Origin of the sequence: Neobacillus terrisolis, from assembly GCF_051233475.1 — a bacterium.
In the GTDB taxonomy this organism is placed as follows: Bacteria; Bacillota; Bacilli; order Bacillales; family Cytobacillaceae; genus Bacillus_BU.
This window is the reverse complement of record NZ_JBKFGH010000045.1, coordinates 1-16,944: the sequence shown is the minus strand read 5'-3', so window position 1 is coordinate 16,944 and position 16,944 is coordinate 1. Positions and strand designations below refer to the sequence as shown.

General features: G+C 38.1%; 18 protein-coding genes. All 18 read right to left on the bottom strand.

The window, feature by feature from the left end; translation table 11 throughout:
- Window positions 1-46 precede the first annotated feature (46 nt).
- A complete protein-coding gene (locus ACI48O_RS21890; protein ID WP_435563952.1) occupies window positions 47-445 on the bottom strand; it encodes an FtsB family cell division protein in 399 nt (132 codons plus the stop codon).
- A 14-nt stretch (window positions 446-459) separates the two neighbouring features.
- Window positions 460-1,092, bottom strand: coding sequence for a spore cortex biosynthesis protein YabQ (yabQ, locus tag ACI48O_RS21885; RefSeq protein WP_435563951.1), 633 nt, complete (start codon window positions 1,090-1,092; stop codon window positions 460-462).
- Window positions 1,089-1,391 carry a sporulation protein YabP gene (yabP, locus tag ACI48O_RS21880; RefSeq protein ID WP_435563970.1) on the bottom strand — a complete coding sequence of 101 codons (303 nt, stop codon included), beginning with the start codon at window positions 1,389-1,391 and terminating at the stop codon, window positions 1,089-1,091. The genes yabQ and yabP overlap by 4 nt, the downstream gene beginning before the upstream one ends.
- Before the next feature lie 91 nt (window positions 1,392-1,482).
- Window positions 1,483-1,746, bottom strand: a complete 264-nt coding sequence (locus ACI48O_RS21875; protein ID WP_435563950.1) for an RNA-binding S4 domain-containing protein — start codon at window positions 1,744-1,746, stop codon at window positions 1,483-1,485.
- Between the two features lie 21 nt (window positions 1,747-1,767).
- Complete coding sequence (yabN, locus tag ACI48O_RS21870; protein WP_435563949.1) at window positions 1,768-3,234, bottom strand: bifunctional methyltransferase/pyrophosphohydrolase YabN; 1,467 nt, start codon at window positions 3,232-3,234, stop codon at window positions 1,768-1,770.
- A 5-nt stretch (window positions 3,235-3,239) separates the two neighbouring features.
- Window positions 3,240-4,838, bottom strand: coding sequence for a putative polysaccharide biosynthesis protein (locus ACI48O_RS21865; RefSeq protein WP_435563948.1), 1,599 nt, complete (start codon window positions 4,836-4,838; stop codon window positions 3,240-3,242).
- Between the two features lie 214 nt (window positions 4,839-5,052).
- Entirely contained in the window at window positions 5,053-5,589 is a 537-nt protein-coding gene (gene spoVT / locus ACI48O_RS21860) for a stage V sporulation protein T (protein WP_435563947.1), read from the bottom strand.
- Between the two features lie 200 nt (window positions 5,590-5,789).
- Entirely contained in the window at window positions 5,790-9,332 is a 3,543-nt protein-coding gene (gene mfd, locus ACI48O_RS21855) for a transcription-repair coupling factor (protein ID WP_435563946.1), read from the bottom strand.
- Between the two features lie 130 nt (window positions 9,333-9,462).
- The gene (locus tag ACI48O_RS21850; RefSeq protein ID WP_435563945.1) at window positions 9,463-9,693 is read right to left on the bottom strand and encodes an anti-sigma-F factor Fin family protein; all 231 of its coding nucleotides are present in this window, start codon (window positions 9,691-9,693) and stop codon (window positions 9,463-9,465) included.
- Window positions 9,694-9,796: 103 nt separating this feature from the next.
- Window positions 9,797-10,357, bottom strand: coding sequence for an aminoacyl-tRNA hydrolase (gene pth, locus ACI48O_RS21845; RefSeq protein WP_435563944.1), 561 nt, complete (start codon window positions 10,355-10,357; stop codon window positions 9,797-9,799).
- A 74-nt stretch (window positions 10,358-10,431) separates the two neighbouring features.
- Window positions 10,432-11,061, bottom strand: a complete 630-nt coding sequence (locus tag ACI48O_RS21840) for a 50S ribosomal protein L25/general stress protein Ctc (RefSeq protein ID WP_435563943.1) — start codon at window positions 11,059-11,061, stop codon at window positions 10,432-10,434.
- Window positions 11,062-11,155: 94 nt separating this feature from the next.
- On the bottom strand, window positions 11,156-12,112 hold the full coding sequence (locus tag ACI48O_RS21835; protein ID WP_435563942.1) for a ribose-phosphate diphosphokinase: 957 nt from the start codon (window positions 12,110-12,112) through the stop codon (window positions 11,156-11,158).
- Between the two features lie 22 nt (window positions 12,113-12,134).
- A complete protein-coding gene (gene glmU / locus ACI48O_RS21830) occupies window positions 12,135-13,508 on the bottom strand; it encodes a bifunctional UDP-N-acetylglucosamine diphosphorylase/glucosamine-1-phosphate N-acetyltransferase GlmU (RefSeq protein ID WP_435563941.1) in 1,374 nt (457 codons plus the stop codon).
- A gap of 236 nt (window positions 13,509-13,744) precedes the next feature.
- Entirely contained in the window at window positions 13,745-14,035 is a 291-nt protein-coding gene (gene spoVG, locus ACI48O_RS21825) for a septation regulator SpoVG (RefSeq protein WP_003347151.1), read from the bottom strand.
- A gap of 187 nt (window positions 14,036-14,222) precedes the next feature.
- Window positions 14,223-14,597 carry a 2-iminobutanoate/2-iminopropanoate deaminase gene (ridA, locus tag ACI48O_RS21820; protein ID WP_435563940.1) on the bottom strand — a complete coding sequence of 125 codons (375 nt, stop codon included), beginning with the start codon at window positions 14,595-14,597 and terminating at the stop codon, window positions 14,223-14,225.
- A 51-nt stretch (window positions 14,598-14,648) separates the two neighbouring features.
- Window positions 14,649-15,491 (bottom strand): pur operon repressor, encoded by an 843-nt coding sequence (gene purR, locus ACI48O_RS21815; RefSeq protein WP_435563939.1) that lies wholly within the window; start codon window positions 15,489-15,491, stop codon window positions 14,649-14,651.
- A 56-nt stretch (window positions 15,492-15,547) separates the two neighbouring features.
- Window positions 15,548-16,417 carry a 4-(cytidine 5'-diphospho)-2-C-methyl-D-erythritol kinase gene (ispE, locus tag ACI48O_RS21810; RefSeq protein ID WP_435563969.1) on the bottom strand — a complete coding sequence of 290 codons (870 nt, stop codon included), beginning with the start codon at window positions 16,415-16,417 and terminating at the stop codon, window positions 15,548-15,550.
- A gap of 247 nt (window positions 16,418-16,664) precedes the next feature.
- On the bottom strand, window positions 16,665-16,841 hold the full coding sequence (locus tag ACI48O_RS21805) for a small, acid-soluble spore protein, alpha/beta type (protein ID WP_435563968.1): 177 nt from the start codon (window positions 16,839-16,841) through the stop codon (window positions 16,665-16,667).
- Between the last annotated feature and the right edge of the window lie 103 nt (window positions 16,842-16,944).

Sequence of the window (16,944 nt, the reverse complement as noted above, 5' to 3'; positions counted from 1 at the left end):
TACTCTATATTATACAGAATTGAAAAAAAGCGTGTCAATAAGTCCGCTACTCTGATGCCTTTTCCTTTTCCTTCTTCTTTTCATCTGGGATATTAAAAATAATTTCATTGTTTTCCGATACCCAGTAGTCGCGCCGCGCAAGTTTCGCTATGTACTCATCATCATTGAGCTTTACAATTTCCTCTTTCAGAGCACTTTGGTCCTTCTTTAATTCTGATAACTCTTGCTTTAGCTTTGACTTTTCTTCTTCTTTTTCCTCAAGTGAAGAGGCTTGCGAGATGAGCGTTGAGATCATAAAATAAGAAGCTACGAATGCGAGAACAGAAAAGAAACATAACCTTCTAATCAGGCGCTTCCGTTTATTCGCAGCAAAGATCTCGTCGAGTTCGTGTTGATGTGTTAAGTCCGTTTTAATTTTGGCAACGTTTCTTTTGATAGCACTCAATGTCGCAGACCTCCTTACTTATTTTGTTTTTTAAAATGAGCTAGTATGTTACTGAAGTATTTCTTTATTTTTCGGAAAAATCCTGCCATTCCATTATATAACTTCTCGACGTTTTTTTTAATCCCCTTCGGCAAAAGTTTCCAAAATAATAACAATATCATATTTATTGGTTTATACAACAACTTCACAATCCAAACAAGCGTTCTCCAAATAAATAAGAGGAGAGATAAAAGACCACGTCCAGACATGATTAAAATCGTGAGAATGAAGGTAAAAAGAGATAGTAATGGTTTATAAACAAGCATCATAAATAGTTTAACAATAAACTTCCAAATAGAAATAATCAGCGAAATAATCATCTCTAACGTTTTTAAATAAGGTCCCTTTAAAAGACTTTGATAAGCTGCAAATCCGCACAATAAGGCAATATAAATATAGAATCTCATTTCTCCTTCATTTACGATAAATAAAACATAAAAAATAATTAGACCCTGCAATAACCAAAATAAAACATCATTGATAAATACGATCCAATTCTTGCGATGTACTCGCTTTAAAAACCGATTGTACGTATCAAATGCTGCTCCAAAAAAGGATCCCATGCCGATCATCGTCAGCATGGTAACAAATTGAGTTGAAAGAGTCATCGGAATAACTTGCTAAAGAAGCCTTTAGCTTTCTCCCCGTGCTGTTCATCTAAGTAAATCAGATCAAATATTTTCCCTTTTATGGAAACAATCCCTTTGTCAACATCAAGATTTTTCATTTGTAAGTTTTGACCCTTTATTGCCAAAAAACCCATAACAGTTTCTAATAAAAACTCTTCATTATCAAAGCTTTCCACTTGTTTGACACCGGTAATTTCAAGAATTCGTCTACCTCTCATAACGACATCATGCTCTTGAGGATTTGTTTTATTTGCGTTTTGATCATAATATTGATTCACCATTTATCCCTCACAGTCATAGTGCTGGTTTTTGTACAAGTTTATGAAAAGAGGAGGATAAATAGAACAATCATAAAAAACAGAGGCAATCCTAGGCCTCTGTTACACGTTCTTCACTTATGATGGAATACATTTCTGCCGCTTCTTCTTTACGAGATGTTTCCTGGATTCGTTCAACTTTTACGGTTACAATTCTTTGGCCAAATTTTACAGTTAGAACGTCACCAACCTTAACAGTAGAACTTGATTTTGCTTGTTTACCATTGATATCAATTCTGCCTTGGTCCGAAATTTCTTTGGCAACGGTCCGGCGCTTAATTAACCGGGATACTTTCAAATACTTATCTAAACGCATGAATATTCTCCTCTCCTTAGTCTATATGCCCTTTTTCTTTGCCTCATCCCAGTATTGATCGAGCTCATCAAGGGAATGAGAAAGAAATTCTCTGCCACTCTCTTTAACCTTCTTTTCAACAAAATGGAACCGTTCCGTAAATTTTTGATTGGTGGCAAGCAAAGCTTCTTCCGGATGAATCTTATAAAATCGAGCCAAGTTTACAAAAGCAAATAAAAGGTCGCCAAACTCCTTCATAGCCTTTTCATTTTGGGCATCCTTGTCTATTTCACTTTCAAATTCCTGAAGCTCCTCTTTTACCTTTTCCCAAACTGGAGCCACTTCCTTCCAATCAAAACCAACCTTAGCCGCTTCCTTTTGTAGCTCATATGCTCTAATAAGCGAAGGCTGTGCCATTCCAACCTTATCCAATAATGAAGTTTCCTTTTCTATCGATTTTTCTTGGCTCTTGATTTCCTCCCAGTTGGTTAATACATCTTCAACACCGTTTACCTCTACCGTGCCAAAAACGTGCGGGTGTCTTCGGATCATCTTTGACGTAATTCCCTCAATAACATCTTCGATTGAAAAATAACCTTCATCTTCGCCAATTTGGGCATGAAGCATAACTTGGAGCAGTACATCCCCCAATTCTTCAATCATATGATCAATATCATCATTGTTAATAGCCTCAATTAACTCATAAGCCTCTTCAATTAAATATTTCTTTAGACTTTTATGGGTTTGCTTCTTATCCCAAGGACAACCGTTCGGCCCTCTAAGTTCGGCAATGACATGACGAAACTTACTAAAATCCTTATAATGAATGGCTTCATCACGAACTGGAGGGACATAGACCGATGTTAAATTATTCACCTTAACAACACGGTCTAATTCATATAAAGGAATTTCGACTAACTGCTCCGCACTGCTTCCTGCGGCGGTGACAACATAGACTGGATAATCGTCTGGAAGTCTTTCCATTAGTGTTAGTTTCACATTGGAAGCTACATATGTATCATAAACTTGACCGATCAAGACGTGCTGATGGACATTAATGGAATCACGTGTTAAGGCAGTCCCATCTAATAATTGGAAGCCATCAATCGGATCAATTCGTAGCGCTTGAAAGATTGAATCAATAAAACTTTGACCGCCGCCGATTTCAATTTCAATGCCTCTTTCCAATCCCTTTGTTAATAAAAGCTGGACGGTTTGCTCCGCAACAAGAGGATGTCCGGGAACCGCATAAACAATTGTTTCTGAATCCGCCTTATTTAATAAGATTTCACTAATTTCTTGATATACTTCCTGGAAACGATCATATTTTTCATAAATATAATCAAATGCTTCAAACTTTACTCCTTCTTGTTCCAAATCCTTTATAACTGGATGCTCTTTTGTTCGTAAATAAACAAGCTCAGCTTGAAGCATTTGTTTATATACTCCAAAAGGAATTTGCGATATGTCCCCTGCCCCTAGACCAAGAACAATAATTTTCTTCACCACGATAATCATCCCCTGTTTTTTGGTAATAACGCCATTAACTTACTGCCAAAAGGTAGTAAGGACAGCTCCTTTTCGGTAAAAACCCCACTTCTTAAAACAATCAATAAATAAACGAATCCACCTATTATCACGGCCGTTAAAGACTGGAATGCGGCAAACAATCGGCTTCCCGAAAAAAGTATCTCTGTTATTTTGAGATAGGCTAGCAAACTACTTCCCATCCCCATTGTCGCTAAGCTGATCGTAATGATAAATCCTTGCGGCAAGAGCCTTTGTTTTACAGTTCGTTTTAATTTTACACTTAATAAAACTAAAATAATCAGCATTGAGACAACAGATGCAAGCGCCGCACCAAGTGTTCCAAATTCTAAAACCAAGGGGATATTGAAAATCAACTTAATCAAAAAACCTGCTAAAATAATGGCGGCTGGAAGAATGCTTATCCCTAACCCTTGAAGGATGCTTGATATGGTAATAATAACAGATGAAAAAAATATTAATAAACTAATAATGGCAAGAACATTTGAGCCTTGGCTATTTTCAAATAACATGATGTTTGTTGGCTCGATGATAAATAATAAGCCGACCGCTCCGCCCACACCGACCATAATACTTATTTTTAGGGCGGTTTGTATATTGTCAATCAAACTAGCTTTATTTTTCTTCATTTTTTCACTAGAGATTAACGGAACTAAGGAAAGGGACATGGAAGTTGCTAAAATGGTTCCTAATTGAATTAATGGTTGACCTCTGTCATAAATTCCTTTAAGCTGCTTTGCCGCTAATGAGTCCATTCCTGATGATACAAGCAGTGTATATAAATTAATGGAGTCTGCCAATTGTATAAAAATTAACAGCATCCCTGCTATGCATATTGCAAAGCCTTGAAAGGTTAAAGTTTTAACAACCTCGAATACTTCCTTAACCGAAATCGATAGAATTATTTTATCAATTGAGAGTTTAGCAGACGCTTTCCGCCTTCTATAAAAGAAAGCTAACAAGAGCCCCGCAACAATGCCACCGGTTACGGAACCAAAGGCAGCTCCGCCTCCAACAAGATATAGAGAATAGCCCTTACTCATGAATAAGGCCGACAAGCCTAAAATGGTCAGTACCCTAACGAATTGCTCTGCGACTTGAGACACTGCGGTCGGTAACATATCACCTTCGCCTTGAAAATACCCTCTCAACACAGACGTAAACGGGAGAATTAAAAAGATAACCGAAATCGCTCGAAATAAAATGGCTAAATTCGGGTCATTCATTTTCTCTGCCAACCAATCGGAACCTACATACATCCCAATAAAGGCAAGCAGACCGACCGTAAATAAAAAAAAGAAGGATATGACAAGCAAGCGCTTGGCAGCATTCCCCTTTTTCTCAGCATAAAGTTTGGAGATAATAACGGGAAAACCGCTTGTGGTTAATACAAGGGCAAGTCCGTAAAAAGGGTATACTTGCTGGTAAATATAAAAGCCAACGTCACCAACCATATTTTGGAATGGTATCCGGTAAACTGCACTTAAGATCTTGGTAATAATGGCTCCAATCGTTAAAATAAACACACCTTTTAATACTTCTTTTTGCTCATGTCTGGGCCCCATAGACCCTCTCACCTTCCAAATTAAATAGTAATTTCCAACGTATTATAGCATATTAACCAACTTGCTTTCAGTTTTTAAAATAAACGGGATGAGCTTACGTAAACAGATGAAAGATGAGCCTCTTTCCTATTGAAAAAAGGCAGCTCTCCGCCACCCTTTTCAGTAAAAACACTATGAAAATGTTATAAAATAGGGTGACGAAACATTTCCTATTTTACTGCTCCATTTGACGTGCTAAGAAACTCGAGGCTGTTTCAACAGCTTTTTGCTCAACTTCTCCGAGTGTTCCCTCTTTAGCTAAGATAATAACAGCACCAATTGGATCTCCATTTGCAATAATAGGACCAATCGTGTAAGCAGAAACGGTTTCCTCATTACCATCAACAAGGGCAGCAGTCTCCTGTTGATTCATTAGAACTGAGTTACGGTCTTCCATGGTCCTTTCTACTAAATCACTTATGTTTTTGTTTAAGTAATCTTTCTTCGAACCTCCTGCAACAGCAATATAAGTATCTCTATCGCAGATTAACACAGGATTTCCTAAACTATCGTATAAAGCCTCAGCGTACTCTTTTGCAAAATCACTTAACTCACTGATTGGAGAATATTTCTTTAAAATAACTTCCCCGTCACGATCAACAAAAATCTCGAGCGGGTCACCTTCACGAATTCTTAACGTTCTGCGAATTTCCTTTGGAATAACCACACGACCTAAATCATCGATTCGACGAACAATACCAGTTGCTTTCATCCAATGTTGCCTCACTTTCATCTGATGATTTGTTGTTTGGCAATGATTCATGGTGCTGCATTTTTATAAATCATCACCATGTTAGATATATTATCTTTCATCTGGAAAGTTCTATACACAATCTACGATTTTTTCTCGTGAATGATAGTTCTTCCTTATATGGAAAAATATACTAGGTCAGTGAGCCCCGCTTTCCCACTTTAAGAAACGTAATCTTTTTCGACCTCAGACTTGGACTCGGATATACATTTAATTAATTCTAACGCCACCATCATCCATTTTTGACTAGGAATTCCCTTAATATGAAGAACAAGCTTCAGTTTATTTCCATCTTGACCGACACCAATCATTCTTCCATATTTATTCATGATCGGAGCGATTTTTTGCATTTGGATATTTTCGCTTCCCTTTTCGGAAATAAGAATAGTAATTTCTTGCTTCGCCTGTTTAATCAATTCAACCTTCGCATTCATCGCATAAACCTTTATTTCGGCGATTTGGAACAAATAGGCCACTTCTTCAGGATACTCCCCAAAGCGATCGATGATTTCCTCGGTCAGTTCCTCTAATTCTTCCATTGTTGAAATCGAACGGAATCGTTTATACATTTCAATTTTTTGATGCCCGTCATTAATATAAGTATCTGGAATATAAGCGTCCACTTCCACATCGATCTCAAGTGTTGAAGCCGCCTCCTCGTGGATATCTCCTTTTCTTGCCTCAATCGCTTCTTTTAACATTTGTGAATACAAATCAAATCCGACTGAATCAATAAACCCGTGCTGCTCGGCTCCAAGTAAATTTCCTGCACCTCGAATCGATAGATCGCGCATGGCAATTTTAAATCCAGAACCTAACTCTGTAAATTCCTTTATCGCCTGAAGGCGTTTTTCCGCTACTTCTGTAAGCACCTTGTCCTTACGATAGGTAAAGTAAGCATATGCGACCCGACTGGAACGGCCAACACGGCCACGTAATTGGTAAAGTTGTGAAAGACCCATTCGATCTGCATCGAATACAATTAAAGTGTTAACATTAGGGATATCGACCCCTGTTTCAATAATCGTTGTACTAACCAGAACATCATATTCACCTTCGAGGAATCCGAGCATGACTGATTCCAATTCATTTTCGGACATTTGCCCATGAGCATAGGTAACTCTTGCATCTGGAACAAGCATTGATATTTCTTCAGCCTTTCGTTCAATATCCTCCACTCTGTTATAGAGGAAATAGACCTGCCCATCTCGTGCTAATTCCCGTTCAATTGCCTCCCGAACAAGACCGCCATTATACTCCATCACATAGGTTTGGACTGGAAAACGATTTTCTGGAGGTGTTTCAATAACAGACAAATCGCGAACCCCAAGCATGGACATATGAAGCGTTCTAGGAATAGGAGTAGCCGTTAAAGTTAAAACATCGACATTGGTTTTTAGTTGTTTAATTTTCTCTTTATGGGTAACCCCGAACCGTTGTTCCTCGTCGATGATTAATAATCCTAAATCCCGATATACGATATCTTTTGATAACAACCGGTGCGTTCCAACCACGATATCAACTGTCCCGGCCTTTAGCCCCTTCATTGTTTCCTGCTGTTCCTTCCTTGTACGGAAACGGCTTAATAAACCTATTTTAATTGGGTAGTCTTGAAAACGCTCTCGCATTGTTTCAAAGTGCTGCTGTGCAAGAATCGTTGTTGGAACTAAGAACGCTACTTGTTTTCCATCCGCAATCGCTTTAAAGCCAGCACGAATGGCCACTTCAGTTTTTCCATAGCCTACATCTCCACAAAGCAAGCGATCCATTGGCCGTTCTTTTTCCATATCCTTTTTAATTTCAGTAATTGAACGAAGCTGATCTTCTGTCTCTTGATAAGGGAATGACATTTCAAATTCCCGCTGCATATCACCGTCTGGCGAATAAGCATAACCTTTGGCTGCTTCGCGTTCAGCATATAGCTTGATTAGATCATCAGCAATGTTTTGAACCGATGCTTCAACCTTTTTCTTGACTCGCTTCCAATCCGTTCCACCAAGTTTATAAATTTTAGGTTCTTTTCCTTCAGAACCAACGAATTTCTGAACTAAATCAATCTGTTCGACTGGAACATATAATTTGTCACTGCCCTGATAACGAATATGGAGATAATCCTTATGAACTCCGTTAATGACTAGCGTTTCAATCCCTAGATATTTCCCAATCCCATGATTAACATGAACAACATAATCTCCCACTCGGAGCTCCGAATAGCTTTTAATTCTTTCTGCATTTGAAAGTTTTTGCCGGCGTGGTGATTTTTTCGTAGTTTTCTTATTGAACAGCTCTTCTTCGGTAATTACAGCAATTTTTTGAATCGGAAGCTCAAATCCGGAATACAGATGCCCTTCAGTAATTTGAATTTTCCCAGATAACAGCGCTTGGTTTTTCGCAACAAATGCAGCATTAATTCCGTAGTCTTCTAGAACACGTTGAAGCTTGTTTACTCTATCTTCATCAGGGCCTAAAAATACAACTGTATATTTCCCCTTTGCCCATCGCTCTAATTCTGCCTTTAATACATGCATTTGCCCATGAAAGTTCTGCATTTGTTTACAGGAAACATTAATAATATTTTGTGGATTGGTATTTGGAACATGTCTTAAAAACAGAGACAAATAGGCAACAGGATGGGCGGATTTATGAAGCAATGGTAAGAACGGATGGGCCATTTTAACATCATGTGGTATTTTCCCTTCTCCCAACAGGCTTGTATACCACTCCGCTTCCTCTTTTTCCAATGAATCATTCATCTCTTGAACTCTGCTAATTTCATCGACAAAAATCAGACTATTTTGAGGTAAATAATCTAGTAAACTATTTCCTTCTTCATATGCAAAAGATAGATATTTGAAAATTTGTTCTGGTTTCTGACCTATACGTAATTGTTCAAGCTCATAACCTATATTTTGTGAGAGTAACGTTTTTACTTTTTCCTGCTTAAGCATTTTTAAGCTTTTAGAAAGTCGTTCCTCAAGATTGGAAATAAGTTTATCAATGTGCTCCGGTTCAAAGATATATTCTGCAGCAGGTACAATCGTCACCTTGTTCAGCTTTAATTTTGAACGTTGATCCTCCAAAGAAAAAGAACGAATCGAGTCAATTTCAGTATCAAATAATTCAATTCGAATCGGATCCGCCTCAGTCAGGGGATAAATGTCGAGAATTCCACCACGAACACTAAACTCTCCTGGTGATGAAACCATTTCTGCCCGAATATATCCCATTCTTACTAATTTATTTAAGAAAACTTGAAGATTAATTTCCTCTCCAATCTCAATGGAAATTTGATGCCTTTCCCATAATTCCTTTGGTGGGACTATTTTACGAAGTCCTGCAACCGGAACAATCATAATCCCGTTATGGTCATTTACCAAATAATTTAACGCTTCAATTCGCTGCGCTTTAAGCTCAGGACTGGCAATACTCATTTCAGCGGCAATTAACTCATTGGCTGGGTAAAGGAAAACATCGGTTTCCCCTATTAAATTGGTTATATCATCATATATTTTTTGAGCTTGTAACAAATTATGTGTCACAATAAGCTGTGGTTTCTTTGTTTTTTCATAAACCGATGCCAGAAAAACCGTTCTGGCAGATCCGGATAATCCTGCAATTAATTGTTCTTTTAATCCCTCGTCAACTCCGGCAATAACAGACAGAACATCCTCTTGCCTTCCAATGACCGATTTAAGCCCTTCCATCCGGACCCCTCCCTTCTAAGAAAAGCGTAGGCGGCTCGCTTAGGGGCTTATCACCTGCGAGCCCCCGGCCGCTATAGCTAAACAATGCAAAGCGTAACAGAAAAATGCTTTGGATTGATGTCCAAAGCTGTTAATGTATCAGAAAGTCATATTGGTGATACTCTGGGTTGCGGTCAAGTTGTTCCTGACAATCCTCACAAATTGAGGTTATATGAATATCACCTTGCTGATCATAAGAAACCATTTCCTGCCGTTCCTTATCTGATAACTTGTGTAAACCAAGTTGTTCACTATGTACCGACATCTTATCAATTGTACCAAGATTTGCACCACAATGACGGCAATGATAATGAATAGCCAAGTATTTTCCTCCTCAACAGCGTAGATAAAAATATTATTTACTGTTTTGAAGAAAGTTATTCGTACGGCTATTGTATGTTATTTTTCTAGTAAACATGTAGCAATTAAGCATTGAATTCATTCATTACTTGTAAAAAAGGCTGTTTTAGCCACTGTTCCGAAGCGGCTACACACTTTTGGATTACGTCTGCCATGGCGATTTCTTCTTCCTTAGTAAAACGACCTAAAACATAGTCGGTCACTTTCATGCCATTTTTCGGGCGATCAATTCCCACTCTAATTCGATTAAAGTTTTCTGTTCCTAAATGGGCAATCGTTGACTTAATCCCATTATGCCCTCCGGCACTGCCTTTTTGACGAAGGCGAATCCTTCCTACAGGCAAATCAAGATCATCATAAATAACCACCACTTCTTCGGTCTCAATTTGATAATAATCCATGACCGCCCGAATGGATTCTCCAGATAGATTCATATAGGTAAGTGGCTTTAATAAGCATATTTTTTCTCCACCAATCGTAGCCATTCCATAAATCCCTTTATGCTTAGCCTGATCTAACTGAATACCCAGCTGTTCAGATAGTTTATCGATTACTTTAAAACCAATATTATGTCTTGTATTTTCATATTGTTTCCCAGGGTTACCAAGTCCAACAATAAGCTTCATGATCCCACCCCTTTTATACTGCTCTTTTAATGATACTATAAAAGACGTAACCTAAACTAGGTTACGTCCTAAAATTATTCTGCATTTGTTTCTCTTCCCTCAAGATTTTCAGGAAGACCTTCTGATTGTTGTTCACCTGTACTGATCTCTTCTTCTTGCTTAGGAGGCAAGATGGTTACGACCACTTCTTCAGTATCATGGTTGATACTAATCCCCTCTGCAATAGAGATATCGCCAACAGTCAAATTTTCACCCACCTGTAAATTCGTTACATCAATATGGAGGGCCTGTGGAATCTGACTTGGTGTAGCCGTTATCGATAGTTCATGAAGCGGTTGTTGCAGGACTCCTCCATCCTTGACACCAATAGCTTCACCATCTAATTGAATCCGCACATTAACTTGTAGTTCAGTCGACATATCAACAGCAAGAAAATCTGCATGAATGATATCCTTACTTAGCGGATCCATTTGATAATCCGTTAAAATCGCATTTTGCATTTTTCCGTCCAGTTTTAAAGAAATAACCCCGTTTTTGCCATTATCCCGGATCGTTTTCATCAAGTCCCCGACATTAACTGACACGGGCTGATTCTGCTTATTTACTCCATATATTACAGCAGGAATGTTTCCATTATCACGGAGGCTTTTTAAGGACGAGCGTTGAAATTGAGTTCTCCCTTGGACTTCTAATACTGCATTCATTCACGTTCACCTTCCTAATTTTTTCTCTGGGTTCTATATAAAAATGCCCCAAATTAGGAAGAAATAAACGTTAATTTATGACTAATGAAACTTATTATTCAAATAAAACACTTACTGATTGCTCTTCATGAACACGAATAATCGCGTCACCCAATAATGAGGCTACAGAAAGATTGACGATTTTATCAATCAGCTTTTCCTCAGGAAGAGCGATTGAATTCGTAATAACTAATTCTTTTATTTTCGAATTTTCAATTCGATTAATGGCAGGACCTGATAATACTGGGTGTGTACAGCAAGCATACACTTCTGCAGCACCATTTTCCACAAGAGCATTAGCAGCAAGAGTGATGGTACCAGCCGTATCGATAATATCATCAATTAAGATGGCTACTTTACCTTCAATATTACCGACGATGTTCATTACCTCAGCTACATTTGGCTTAGGACGGCGTTTATCAATAATCGCAATCGGTGCTTTTAACCGCTCAGCCATCTTTCTTGCACGAGTTACTCCACCATGGTCTGGTGAAACGATAACAATTTCTTTATCATAATGCTTATTCTTGAAATACTCTGCTAAGATTGGAACACCCATTAAATGATCAATTGGAATATCAAAGAAGCCTTGAATTTGTGGAGCATGCAAATCTAACGTAATTACACGAGTTGCCCCTGCAGTTTCAAGTAAATTTGCCACAAGTTTTGCAGTAATTGGCTCACGAGCGCGTGCTTTCCGATCTTGACGAGCATAACCATAATATGGGATTACCAAGTTAATGGTTTTAGCAGATGCACGCTTTAAAGCATCAATTAAAATAAGTAATTCCATTAAATGCTCATTTACCGGTGAACTAGTAGATTGAATAATGAAAACGTCACAACCGCGAATACTTTCTTCAATGTTGATTTGAATTTCTCCATCACTAAATCGGGTTACCGAACATTTTCCAAGCTCGACACCAATGACCTTTGCAATTTCTTCCGCAAGTTCTTTGTTTGAATTTAAAGTAAATACTTTTAAATTGGGATCTAAATATTGATTCGACATGGTGGATCTCCAGCCTTCTTTCTTATTTCTTATAGTTTAATTTATCAACATAATTTTCCTTATTCACTTGACGGGCACGTGCAATAGAGAGGGCATTTTCTGGAACGTCACTGGTGATCGTTGAACCTGCCGCTACGTATGCTCCTTTTTTAACCGTTACTGGAGCTACTAAATTAGAATTACAACCGATAAATACATCGTCTTCAATTGTTGTTAAGAACTTGTTTTTTCCGTCGTAATTCACCGTAATGGATCCGCAACCTATATTAACATCCTTACCAACTTCAGCATCCCCAATGTAGCTAAGATGAGATGCTTTACTTCCCTTACCGAAGACAGCCTTTTTGATTTCGACAAAGTTTCCGATCTTCACTTCATCATGAATATCGGATTTTGGCCGAATATGAGCAAATGGCCCTATGTTAACTCTGGATCCGATACTGCTTTCGTGAGAAACGGATTGGCGGATCGTTGTTTCATTACCAATTTGACAATCTTTGATTTCGCTATTTGGTCCAATCACACATTCAGAACCGATTACAGTCTTTCCGCTAATAGTAGTCCCTGGGTAAATGACCGTATCTTGGCCAATTTCCACATCAGGACCAATATATGTAGATAATGGGTCAATTAACGTTACACCATTTCGCATATGGGTTTCATTGATTCTTTTTTTCATAATCCGTTCAGCTTCTGATAGGGCAACCCTGTCATTTACTCCTAGCGTCTCTTCGAACTCTTCAGTTTGAAATGCTGTAACGATTTCACCCTGCTTTTTTAAAATTTCAATGACATCCGGTAAATAATATTCACCTTGAACATTATCATTTGAAACTTGTTCCAACGCATTAAATAAAGCTTGATTATCAAAACAATAGGTACCGGTGTTAATTTCTTTTATGCTACGCTCTTGATCTGAAGCATCCTTATGCTCAACAATTTTTTCAACAAACCCTTGTTGATTACGAACAACTCGACCGTATCCAGTTGGATCAATTGCCTCTGCTGTTAAAACAGTTGCTTTTGCGTTCATTTCTTCATGATGTTTGAACAAAGCTTCCATTGTTTCAGCTTTTATAAGGGGTGTATCGCCACAAACAACTAATGTAACACCGAATTTGCCAGCCAGCATTTCTTTCGCTTGTATAACAGCATGAGCTGTACCTAGCTGACTTTCCTGCAATGCATATTGACTTTGAGTTCCGAGCTGAGCTTTAACTTTTTCTGCACCATGACCAATTATTGTGACCATTTCGTCTATATGAAGCTTAGAAATTTGATCCACAACATGTTGAACCATTGGTTTTCCGCAAACAGGGTGCAAAACCTTATACAGTTTTGATTTCATTCTTGTCCCCTGACCTGCCGCCAAAATTATCGCATACCGAGTAGACATGTATGGCCCTCCAATTTACCTTTTTATCCATTAAGAATATATCTTAAATAGCTGTTTATTTCAAGGAATCATCACAAATGTATTTATTTGTTAAGAAAGGGAGAATAAAGGAGAGGGGTTTGTTGTTGTTGTCCTATTGATAAAGAGAGGCCAATTTCTGTCCAATTTGGCTAGCTGTTTACATAAAAAAAGAGCCGTACTTTTTTGTAGTAAGGCTCTCGTTGTTATTCATTTTTTTAGGATGCCCCAGCTTCTTCAAATTCTACCTCTAGTTCACCTAATCGATGGTATTCTGCTAACACGGCTTCTTGAATTTTACCGCGAGTCCCCGAATTAATCGGATGGGCGATATCTCGAAACTCACCATCTGGTGTACGTTTGCTAGGCATCGCAACGAATAATCCATTATTTCCGTCAATGACACGGATATCATGAACTACGAATTCATTGTCTAATGTTATTGAAGCGATCGCTCTCATACGTCCATCTGTGTTAACTCGGCGTAATCTTACGTCTGTCACTTCCATCATGTTCACCACCTTCTCAATTTCCGTAATGAAAACCATCTAATTGATTCTACAAAGATTTCCAAATTTCCTTCTTTAATTGTATATTTTTTTCAAAAAATTAACTCAAATTGTGAACAAATTATGAATCGCAATTCGGAATAATCGAAATACGAAATATTTTTGAGGAAATAAAAAACGCTCGTTATTATTTAACGAGCGCAATTACTTCAATTTCAACTAAAGCATCTTTTGGAAGACGAGCCACCTCTACTGTAGTACGGGCAGGCTTATGTACTGAAAAATATTCCCCATATACTTCATTAAGAGCCGCAAAATCATTCATATCCTTTATAAATACAGTAGCTTTAACAACTGTTTCAAAGGAAGCACCAGCCTCTTCAAGCACAGCTTGGAGATTTTTGAAAACCTGATACGTTTGAGCCTTTATATCTCCTTCAACCATAACCCCTTCAGCCGTTAAAGGAATTTGACCAGAGCTATAAAACATATTATTGACAATAACCCCTTGTGAATATGGTCCGATTGCTGCAGGAGCTCCATTTGTTTGAACCGTTTTCATTTTCTTTTCCTCCCAACACAAATTTCATCTATATCATTTTAACACTATTTTTTATTTTTCCCACGACATATTCCCAGATAAAGTAAAGTAGTTCCCTTCACTCACCTTAATCGTTTTCGCCCTCTCATCAACATCTGATAATCTTACAAGCGAAATATACTCGTCCACTAATCTTTCCTCAATATTTTCTGATTCAACTAGCACGGCAATACCAGCTAATTGTGCTTTGAATTCTTCAAGTAAGCTTTTCATCCCATTTACGGTGCCGCCAGCCTTCATAAAATCATCAACAATCAAAACTCTAGAGCCCTCAGCGAGGCTTCGTTTTGATAAGACCATTGTTTGGATCCGTTTAGAGGAGCCTGAAACATAATTAATACTTACAGTTGATCCTTCAGTGACCTTACTATCTCTTCTTACTATAACAACTGGAACATTGATTTGGCTTGCCACTGCATAGGCCAACGGTATTCCCTTTGTTGCGACAGTCATCACTGCATCTATATTTGCAAAAGAATAAGCTGATGCAATCAAACGTCCGGCTTTTCGAACAATGGAGGGATTTCCAATAATATCCGTCATATACAAATATCCACCAGGAAGTAGACGTTCTGGACTTTCCATAAGATTACATAGTTCTTTTACAAATGGCTTTGCCTCTGATTCATTAACCTTCACATAATATTTAACGCCACCAGCAGCCCCTGGAACAGTTTGTAATGTTCCAAGCCCCCTTTGTTCAAAGGTATCCTTAATAATAGCTAAATCCTCACTTATAGATGATTTAGCTGAACGATACCTCTCGGCAAAAAAGGTAAGCGATACGAGCTCACGCGGATGTTCGGTCAAATAATGTGCCATGTCAAGTAATCGTTCACTTCGACGGAATTTCATAAAATGGACCTCCAAAAACCGAATATTTAACGATAATATATCATTAATATACGGATTTAATCAAGGGTATGACGATCCCCTAAAATTCTAACGGCAAAAACCTGGTCACAAAAGCCTCTTAAACCATTATAGATTCGGTGCATTCTTGAATCATGCTGAACTAAGCAAAACACAGTTGGTCCACTTCCACTCATTAACACAGCATCTGCTCCAAACCGCTTCATTTGCTCTTTAATTTGTGCCACTTCAGGATAAAGGTTTAATGTCACGTCTTCTAAAACATTACCTACATTTTGACAGACTTCCATGTAGTTTTTCGAATCGATCGCATTAATCATCGCTTTTGTATTAGGATGTTTTATTTTATTTAAATCTAACCGGCGATAAACATCAGCAGTGGAGACACCGATAAACGGCTTCGCTAAAATAACCCAACAAGTAGGCGGCACCGGGAGCTCGGTTATGATTTCTCCTCGACCTTTAGCCAAAGCTGTTCCTCCATATACACAAAATGATACATCCGAACCAATTTCTGAACCAAGTTCGGCAAGTTCATCTAAAGACAATCCGAGCTGCCATAATTTATTTAAGCCTCTTAAGGCAGCAGCTGCATCGCTGCTTCCTCCGGCTAGTCCCGCTGCCACAGGAATCGTCTTCTCAATCGCAATTCTTACCCCTTTTTTTACATTAAACCGTTCCTTCAAAAGTTTGGCTGCCTGATAAGCTAAATTACGCTGATCATCAGGTACGAATCGATTATGAGAAACAATATGTATTTCATCTTTATCTAATAAAGAAAGCTCAAGACGGTCAGCTAAATCAATTGTCGTCATAATCATTTCAACTTCATGGAAGCCATCCGAACGTTTATATAAAACATCTAATGATAAATTGATTTTAGCTGGTGCTTTCACTAAAAGCTTCAACATACCCACCTACTTTACAAAATTCGACCATCTTCATATTTTGTCCTATTTTACCATAAAAAAGACGGGATAGAACGTTAGATTCGGGACATTTATACAACATATCCTGGTCAAAAACAAAAGAATGGTCAAATTTACATATGGATAAGTGGTCATCTTAAAATAAAGAAGCTAGGGATATACCCTAGCCATCTGCCGTGTGATCCAATATTTGATTGCATCCTAAAAAGCCATTGTTAAAGAGAAATTAGTGTTTGTTCATTAATTGTTGTTGAGCTAGTTCAACAGCCCTTTTTACCATATTCCCGGCATCCCTGGCTTTAATCCCGCCCCAACCTTCCTTTTGAACAACATCATAAAAGCCCAGCTCTTTTGCAAGCTCTTCTTTTAATCGATCAGACATAATCCCTCTTCTTCTGCCCAAAAGAACAACCTCCTCACTCACTCCGGCATCATTAGTTTGTGATAAGGCATCGAACTTATTAATTAAAAAACAATGGCCTGTTAAATTTGTCTGTTGATTTCCT

Coding starts and splice junctions, on each gene's coding strand:
- ACI48O_RS21865 (WP_435563948.1), bottom strand. CDS start 4,838: ATGGGGCCCAGACATGAGCAAAAAGAAGTATTAAAAGGTGTGTTTATT.
- purR (WP_435563939.1), bottom strand. CDS start 15,491: ATGAAATTCCGTCGAAGTGAACGATTACTTGACATGGCACATTATTTG.
- mfd (WP_435563946.1), bottom strand. CDS start 9,332: ATGGAAGGGCTTAAATCGGTCATTGGAAGGCAAGAGGATGTTCTGTCT.
- spoVG (WP_003347151.1), bottom strand. CDS start 14,035: ATGGAAGTGACAGACGTAAGATTACGCCGAGTTAACACAGATGGACGT.
- glmU (WP_435563941.1), bottom strand. CDS start 13,508: ATGTCTACTCGGTATGCGATAATTTTGGCGGCAGGTCAGGGGACAAGA.
- ACI48O_RS21875 (WP_435563950.1), bottom strand. CDS start 1,746: ATGCGTTTAGATAAGTATTTGAAAGTATCCCGGTTAATTAAGCGCCGG.
- ACI48O_RS21840 (WP_435563943.1), bottom strand. CDS start 11,061: ATGAATGCAGTATTAGAAGTCCAAGGGAGAACTCAATTTCAACGCTCG.
- yabQ (WP_435563951.1), bottom strand. CDS start 1,092: ATGACTCTTTCAACTCAATTTGTTACCATGCTGACGATGATCGGCATG.
- ACI48O_RS21835 (WP_435563942.1), bottom strand. CDS start 12,112: ATGTCGAATCAATATTTAGATCCCAATTTAAAAGTATTTACTTTAAAT.
- pth (WP_435563944.1), bottom strand. CDS start 10,357: ATGAAGCTTATTGTTGGACTTGGTAACCCTGGGAAACAATATGAAAAT.
- ridA (WP_435563940.1), bottom strand. CDS start 14,597: ATGAAAACGGTTCAAACAAATGGAGCTCCTGCAGCAATCGGACCATAT.
- spoVT (WP_435563947.1), bottom strand. CDS start 5,589: ATGAAAGCAACTGGTATTGTTCGTCGAATCGATGATTTAGGTCGTGTG.